General features: G+C 51.1%; 7 protein-coding genes. 2 read left to right on the forward strand and 5 right to left on the reverse strand.

What is annotated here, in order from left to right; translation table 11 throughout:
- Both NT140_10435 and NT140_10440 read right to left on the reverse strand, forming a co-directional pair.
- Window positions 1-731 (reverse strand): phospholipase D-like domain-containing protein (locus NT140_10435; protein MCX5832280.1); only part of this gene is annotated, 731 nt, incomplete at its 3' end.
- A gap of 6 nt (window positions 732-737) precedes the next feature.
- Window positions 738-1,058 carry a hypothetical protein gene (locus NT140_10440; GenBank protein MCX5832281.1) on the reverse strand — a complete coding sequence of 107 codons (321 nt, stop codon included), beginning with the start codon at window positions 1,056-1,058 and terminating at the stop codon, window positions 738-740.
- Between the two features lie 853 nt (window positions 1,059-1,911).
- Here NT140_10440 and NT140_10445 point away from each other — a divergent pair.
- Complete coding sequence (locus tag NT140_10445; GenBank protein ID MCX5832282.1) at window positions 1,912-2,307, forward strand: hypothetical protein; 396 nt, start codon at window positions 1,912-1,914, stop codon at window positions 2,305-2,307.
- Between the two features lie 47 nt (window positions 2,308-2,354).
- On the forward strand, window positions 2,355-3,896 hold the full coding sequence (locus tag NT140_10450) for an ATP-binding protein (GenBank protein ID MCX5832283.1): 1,542 nt from the start codon (window positions 2,355-2,357) through the stop codon (window positions 3,894-3,896).
- Here the strand turns inward: NT140_10450 and NT140_10455 are convergent.
- The 3 genes from NT140_10455 to NT140_10465 all read right to left on the reverse strand — a co-directional run.
- Entirely contained in the window at window positions 3,866-5,191 is a 1,326-nt protein-coding gene (locus NT140_10455; protein MCX5832284.1) for a sigma-54 dependent transcriptional regulator, read from the reverse strand. The genes NT140_10450 and NT140_10455 overlap by 31 nt on opposite strands.
- 6 nt (window positions 5,192-5,197) lie before the next feature.
- Complete coding sequence (gene gap / locus NT140_10460; GenBank protein ID MCX5832285.1) at window positions 5,198-6,208, reverse strand: type I glyceraldehyde-3-phosphate dehydrogenase; 1,011 nt, start codon at window positions 6,206-6,208, stop codon at window positions 5,198-5,200.
- Between the two features lie 10 nt (window positions 6,209-6,218).
- On the reverse strand, window positions 6,219-6,704 hold a 486-nt coding region (locus NT140_10465), incomplete at its 5' end, for a GAF domain-containing protein (GenBank protein ID MCX5832286.1).

Consider the following 6,704-nt stretch of genomic DNA (forward strand, 5'->3'; position numbering starts at 1 on the left):
TCGAAATCCTCATCGATGTTGATGTCTTCCCGGAAATGCTCGTAAAGAAATTTCAGGTAGAGGTGGTAGGGAGTGATCTCGTCGTTCAGCCAGGTCTTGTCATTGATGGTGTCCACATATTCTTGGGAAAGATCAACGGCATCCTTCCAGAGCTCCTCGAACTGGGCCAGGGCGAATTCCACATCCGCACGATCCTTCAATTCCACATTGAACTCCCGATTGGCGATGAGCCCTGATTCGGAAAAATTGCTGGAACCCGTGATGACTCGCCCGTAATCGCGGTCATCCTCGCCGAAGCGGCTGATATATACCTTGGCGTGGAGGTTGCCGCTGGGATAGGCTTTGATTTCCATCTTGCCGCTGCGGAGAAATTCTATAAACTTCCGGACGCCGAGCTCCGTCTCGAAACTGTCCGGCGAGTTATCCATCTCCGTGGTAACCGTCTCGGAAAAGATTTCCTTGGTCCGCTTGTGGGATTCAAAATCGAGCTTGGCCTGATAATGATATTCATTAATGATATCAATAGTTTTTCTGTCAACATTCAGGCCTACGAGGACGCGAATTTTTTCAATGGAAGCGAAGGATTCATGCAGCCGGTCAAAGCCGCTGGTGCGGAAGTAACCCACCAAGATGTCAAAAAATTTCACGTCCCGGAGGGTTTTCTTGAACCGGTCGAGCAGCGTGGCACCTGGTTCATTAGTAAAAAATGTCAGATCGTTTGCGTTTATCATTTCAGATTACATCGTCAACAGAAATTGCACTTTCTCGATCTTATCTTTACCTATCCCCTCCAGGTCAGCTTCCGTGAGCCATCCTTCCTTGATCAACCTGGCGAAGACGAAAATCAGGACCGAGTATCGGTAGTCGTATTTTTCGTCGGTTCGGTCCCTCTGTTCGGTGAGGTAATCGCAAATACGCCAAATATCATCTGGTTCCTTAGTCGTCTTGATCATCTTTTTCAGTTTGGCGATGATCACATCGCATTCCTTCTGGTAGGCCTTATCGAAGGCCTCTCGGGCAACCTTTTTCTCCGTCTGTAACCACTTGAAGTCAATCATATTGTTGATACCTCGCCCATCTTTATTTAATGCGCCTAAAAAAGTGCCCCATAAAGTAAATGTTGGCCATGTTTTTTCTCTGAGTGTGAGCTTGTGGTTTTTGAATCATCGCATTGATGCGGCAGAAAATCAAGGAAGTTGATGCTTGCCTCAAAATAGATTCTCAAAATAGAGTCTTGACAGGCAGAAAAATCTACCCTAACGTTATCACAACAAGGAGCACACCATAAAACGCACAATGACAACATGAGGAGCCTTAATGGCAATGGCAACACCGGCGATAGCTGCTGGTGCAACAGAAACAGAAGGAACCAGCCTGATCACTATCCTGCTCATAGGTTGGGGAAATCCACAGGCGTGTGGAAAGAGCTGTTGATAAACTTGTTGGTAAGAGTTGTAAGCCCTCAATAGACAGAATTTTATACCACTTTGCATAAGATTTAGGCAACGGTATATACTGTAATATCAATATTTTGTACGGAGGTGTGCGAGTTTACGATGATTTATTTTATCCCAATCTATTGTCTCTATAAAATGCCGGAAGCGTTTAAGCAATGATGGTTTATAAAATGTTAACATTTTCAGGTGGAAAGCGGAACGGCATTTCTGTGATGCAAAACTCCCCACATCCTGGGGAGTAATTATCCGTTATTGGCCGCCCCATAAGGCCCCCGGTGGCTATCCGTGAAAATTTGTTGCGTATTGTCTTGTTGTTAGACAGCTTTTCCGGTTTTCGGTGTATATGGTATGTATATTGCTGAACACTATTCGCTCTACTATATTATAGGTGTGCCACCTTTCCAATGGTAAAAAGTTAAATTAAAATAGGAGGTTATCATAAATGAGGCGTTTGATGGCGATAGTTTTAATTATTGGCAGTATTGGCGCATCAGCCTTTTTATACGCGGCCACATCGGACAAGGCAGAAAAAGCATTGTCAGCGCCGGGAGCTGCTCCTGCCGTGAGAGTGACGGGCATGAGGGCTGCCGGCATAGTCACAGAAATTACCGATACGGCACTGAAGATTGAGCGTAAAGTCAAGGATAAAGTAGAAACAATGGATTTTACCTTGGAAAAGCCCTTGGTCAAGATCAAGGCGGGCGACAAGGTGAGGGTTAGTTATATCACCCGAGAAGATCTGAATGTGGCCACAAGAGTGGTCGCTGATGTTCCTCAGACGGCAATCAAAAAGACCAAGAATCCGGAAGTCAACCCGGCTCCGGCAGTAAAGGCGCCCGCAGGTAAATAGATCGAACTCTTTAACGGTTTTTTAGCAAGAAGGTTATTTGCCATTCTATGACGGTACGATATCGTCTCATGATTGTCACCATTGCCGGATTGGCCGTAACGATGGCCGTCTGGGGATGGATTCAACTGCGGGCTCTGGACCAGATCCTCATTGAACAGCAACTGAAGAAGCTATACGACGTAGCGGAAACGGTGAACACCTACTATCAGCACTTCCCCACGGCTAAGGGCTTGACCGCCCTGGATACGACTCTGAAAGGCCATGTACAGAGTGACGGCCGGTTAGCCAGAATAGACATTTTTTCCGCCGCCGGCAGCGATATTGATTATGTCGCAGGCGCCGGCAGGGTTCCCTATGAATGGTCTGAGACCATGGTGGAATCGGTAGGGAGAAAAGGAAAGCCTGTCTATGTGAAGATTAAAACCGAAGTCGGCCCATCCCTCGGTCTTTTATATACCTCCGGATGGGGTGAAAAACCCGGCCGGCACGTGGTAGTTTGCGCCATCGTTTTTTCCCGCTCCAATGAGGAGATATTGTCCCGGGCGCAGCACCTGCTGATATTCAGCACGGGAGGGTTGTTGCTGGTGATCCTGCTGATCCTGGCTTTCAGCTATGGCTGGCTTATTGACCGGCCGCTCAAGATAATCATTGATACGATAGACCAGTTACATGCCGGCCGCTATGCCCAGCGGATCCCCATCAGCAGGAAAGACGAGTGGGGACAACTGACCGATCATTTCAACACGATGGCCGAAGAGATTGAACAGGTACTGGCCCGGAACAGGGAACTAAATAGCCAATTGGAAGTGCGAGTACAGGAGGCAACGCATAATGTGGTGCAACTCCAAAAGCAGGTCAGCCAGATGCAGCAGCTTACCGCTCTGGGGTACTTAACTGCCACCCTGGCGCACGACCTGGGGACGCCCCTGCATTCCATTGCCGGTCTGGCCAGTCTCCTGCTGGAAAGGGAAGAGGGTTGGCCGCCGGACGTGGCGCGCAAACTGGAGCTGATCGTTCAGCAGACACAGCGTCTGAATACGACCATTCAGAATGTGCGGCGGGCTACGCGCCTGCCGGAGCCGCATTTCGAGGTCATGTCCATTGCCGACCTGTTAAATGATACCCTTTCGCTTGTCGAACCCCAACTCCAGCGGGCGGACATTCATGTTGTCTTGAATATGGAAGATCATGCTCCCCTGCTCTATGCGGATCGGGACCGCGTCCAGACGGCCCTCTTCAATCTCATCCAGAACGCCATCGAGGCAATGCCGGGAGGCGGACAGATAGATGTTTCTGTCTTCACCGTAGCGGAGCGTCATTCGCTGGCCATTTCCGTCAAGGATACCGGCTTCGGCATCTCACCAGAGCTTATGGAAAGGGTTTGCGAACCCTTTTTCAGCACCCACCGGGATGAGGGAATAAGGGGGCTGGGACTCTCCATCGTACAGGACATCGTGAAAGCCCACGGCGGACACGTTGAGATCAAAAGCCGCCCGGATGACGGCAGCGAAATAATTCTTTATTTCCCCCTCGTTGACACCTCCGGAGAAGAGACAAATCAGTCCGTGGTTTCCTTCAAGAGCCCGTAGCTCTGGATTTTATTTCTTAAGGTCTTTCTGTCAATGCCTAGCAATTGCGCCGTTTTGCTTTGGTTCCAGGCTGAAGATTTCAACGCTTTGATGATCTGTATCCTTTCCGCACCTTCCAGGGGCGTGAGGAAAGGCAGTTTCGACTCTTGCCGGGGCCGGAATCGGTCGGGCAGGTGTTCCGGCAGGATAACCATGAAGGGGGACATCAAGAGCGTCTGCTGTAAAACGTTTTCCAGTTCCCGCACGTTTCCGGGCCAGTCATAGGCCTGCAAGAGTTCCATCGCCTCATCGGAGATGCGCACATTAAGATAGTCCATCTTTTTCAATAATGATTCTATCAGTTGCAGCAGGTCTCCTTTATGTTCCTTTAAGGAAGGGATGTGCAGGCGCACGACAAACCGGTAAAGCAGGTCGGAGCGGAACGTGCCTTTTCTGACCTCTTCGTCCACATTGCGGTTGGCCGCCGCCACCACGCGCACGGTGATATTTTGTGTCCCGTGCCCCCCCAGTTGGCGCACTTCGCCATTCTGCATGAAGCGCAGCAGCTTTCCCTGCAGGGCCGGGGACATCTCGGTGATTTCATCGAGAAACAGCGTTCCGCCCTGGGCCGAGGCGATCAAGCCCTCATGGTGATGGTCCGCCCCCGTAAAAGCCCCTTTTTCATAACCGAAAAGCTCTGATTCCAGCAGGTTATCGGGTATGGCGCCGCAATGGACAACGACTAAAGGTTTGTCGCGGCGAGAGCTGAGCTGATGCAGCGAACGGGCCGTCAATTCTTTACCTGTACCGCTCTCACCCTCGATCAAAACACTGGCCCAGGCATCGGCCACCCGGGCTATCTGTTTGTAAAATTCTACCATCAAGGCGGAAGAGCCGATAAATTGGGGCGTTCCCTTTTGATTCGGCTGGCCACCCGTCCTTTGTTGCCTTATTTCACGCATTTCCAGGATTTTCTTCGCCATCTCGCGGATGGCATCGGGCGTGAAGGGCTTGCTGATGTAATCCCAGGCGCCGAGGCGCAGGGCTTCCATCGTGGTTTCCAGTGAGCCGAAGGCCGTCACGAGGATGACGGGGATTTCAGGCCATTTTTCCTGAACATGCTGCAGGATGTGCAGTCCGTCAATAACGGGCATCCGGATGTCGGAAATCATTAAATCATAGCCCGACAGGTCCATTTTGAGGACATCTTCGGCGGAGGTATAGGCGTCAACTTTATATCCGGCGCGCAGCAGTGTTTCCTGCAGAAACTCACAGGCGACCGCGTCGTCGTCAATTACCAGAATGCGGGCTGCCATATAATATCATAATCCTTTTTGCGCAATATAGTGGGCCAGATCGGCCACCCGGCATGAATAACCCCATTCGTTGTCGTACCAGGCCACGACCTTGGCCATGTTGCCTTTCAGTACCTGGGTAAATTCAACATCAATAATAGAGGAATGAGAATCGCCTCGATAATCCGAAGAAACGAGACCGGCATCTTCACAGTTCATGATGCCCTTCAACCGGCCGCGAGCCGCTTTTTTCAGGACCTGACGCAGGGCATCAGTGGAAGTCTCTGTCCGGAGCTCGGCGACGAAATCAACAATGGAAACGGTTGGTGTCGGCACCCGCAGCGAATAGCCGTCGAAACGGCCGGCCAGCTCAGGAATTACCAGCGCAATCGCTTTGGCGGCGCCGGTGCTGGTCGGGATGATGTTCTGACCCGCTGCCCGGGCCCGCCTCAGATCCTTGTGAGCCATGTCCAGTATCCGCTGATCATTGGTGTAGGAATGGACCGTCGTCATCATCGCCTTTTCAATGCCGAAGGCCTCGTGGATCACCATGACGGGCGGCGCCAGGCAGTTCGTAGTACAAGAGGCGTTGGAAATGATATGGTGTTTCCGGGGTTGATAGTTTTTATGATTTACCCCCATGACGACGGTTAGATCCTCTTCCTTGGCGGGTGCGGTAATGATGACTTTCTTGGCGCCGGCGGCAAGGTGCGCCGCGGCCTTGGGACCGGTCAGAAAAAGTCCGGTGCTTTCGATAACAATATCAACACCCTCGTCATCCCAGGGGATGGTCGCCGGATCACGAAAAGACAGACTTTTTATCGTCTGGCCGTCAATGAGGAAACCGTTATTCCTGACTTTCACCTCTCCCGGGAAGCGGCCGTAGCTCGTATCATACTTGAAAAGATGAGCATTGGTAGTTACATCGAAGAGGTCATTGATGGCCGCAACTTGCAGCGACTGAGGGTATCTTGAAAGGACAGCCTTGAGGACTTGCCGTCCGATTCTTCCGAAACCGTTAATGCCCAGGCGAATCATAATTTTCTCCTTAGTTGTCGTCAATGCGGTATTTGTGCGCTGCCATTAAATCACAGTTTAGCTGCAGTTTCTGATGCAGACGGGCGTTGTCCAAGGCAATAGCACTAAGATTGGCCACCGCCTCCAGAAACTTGATTTCCTGGGCGGTAAATTTGCGCACCTTGTCGGAATAGACCCGGAGCACGCCGATGACCTTGCTTTCCACCGACAAAGGCAATACGAGGACGGATTTAATCCCCTCCTCCTTTGCTTTATCGCGGTACTGGAAGTTTTTATCCGTCCGGACGTCCTTCAGCCAGAGGGTCTTGCCGAGCAGGGCGCTCTTGTCGAGGCCGCTTTCTTCGACCAGAACGGTACCTTTTCTGAGGTATTTGTCCGAAAGCCCGCAGGATGCGCCGAGGAAAAGCTTTTTCCCCTTGGAATCAAGCAGGCGGATACCGGCGGCCTTTAATTGCAGGGCGGAGACAACGCATCTTACTATTTCCTCCAGGATCAG

This window comes from Deltaproteobacteria bacterium (assembly GCA_026388415.1).
GTDB lineage: Bacteria > Desulfobacterota > Syntrophia > Syntrophales > JACQWR01 > JAPLJV01.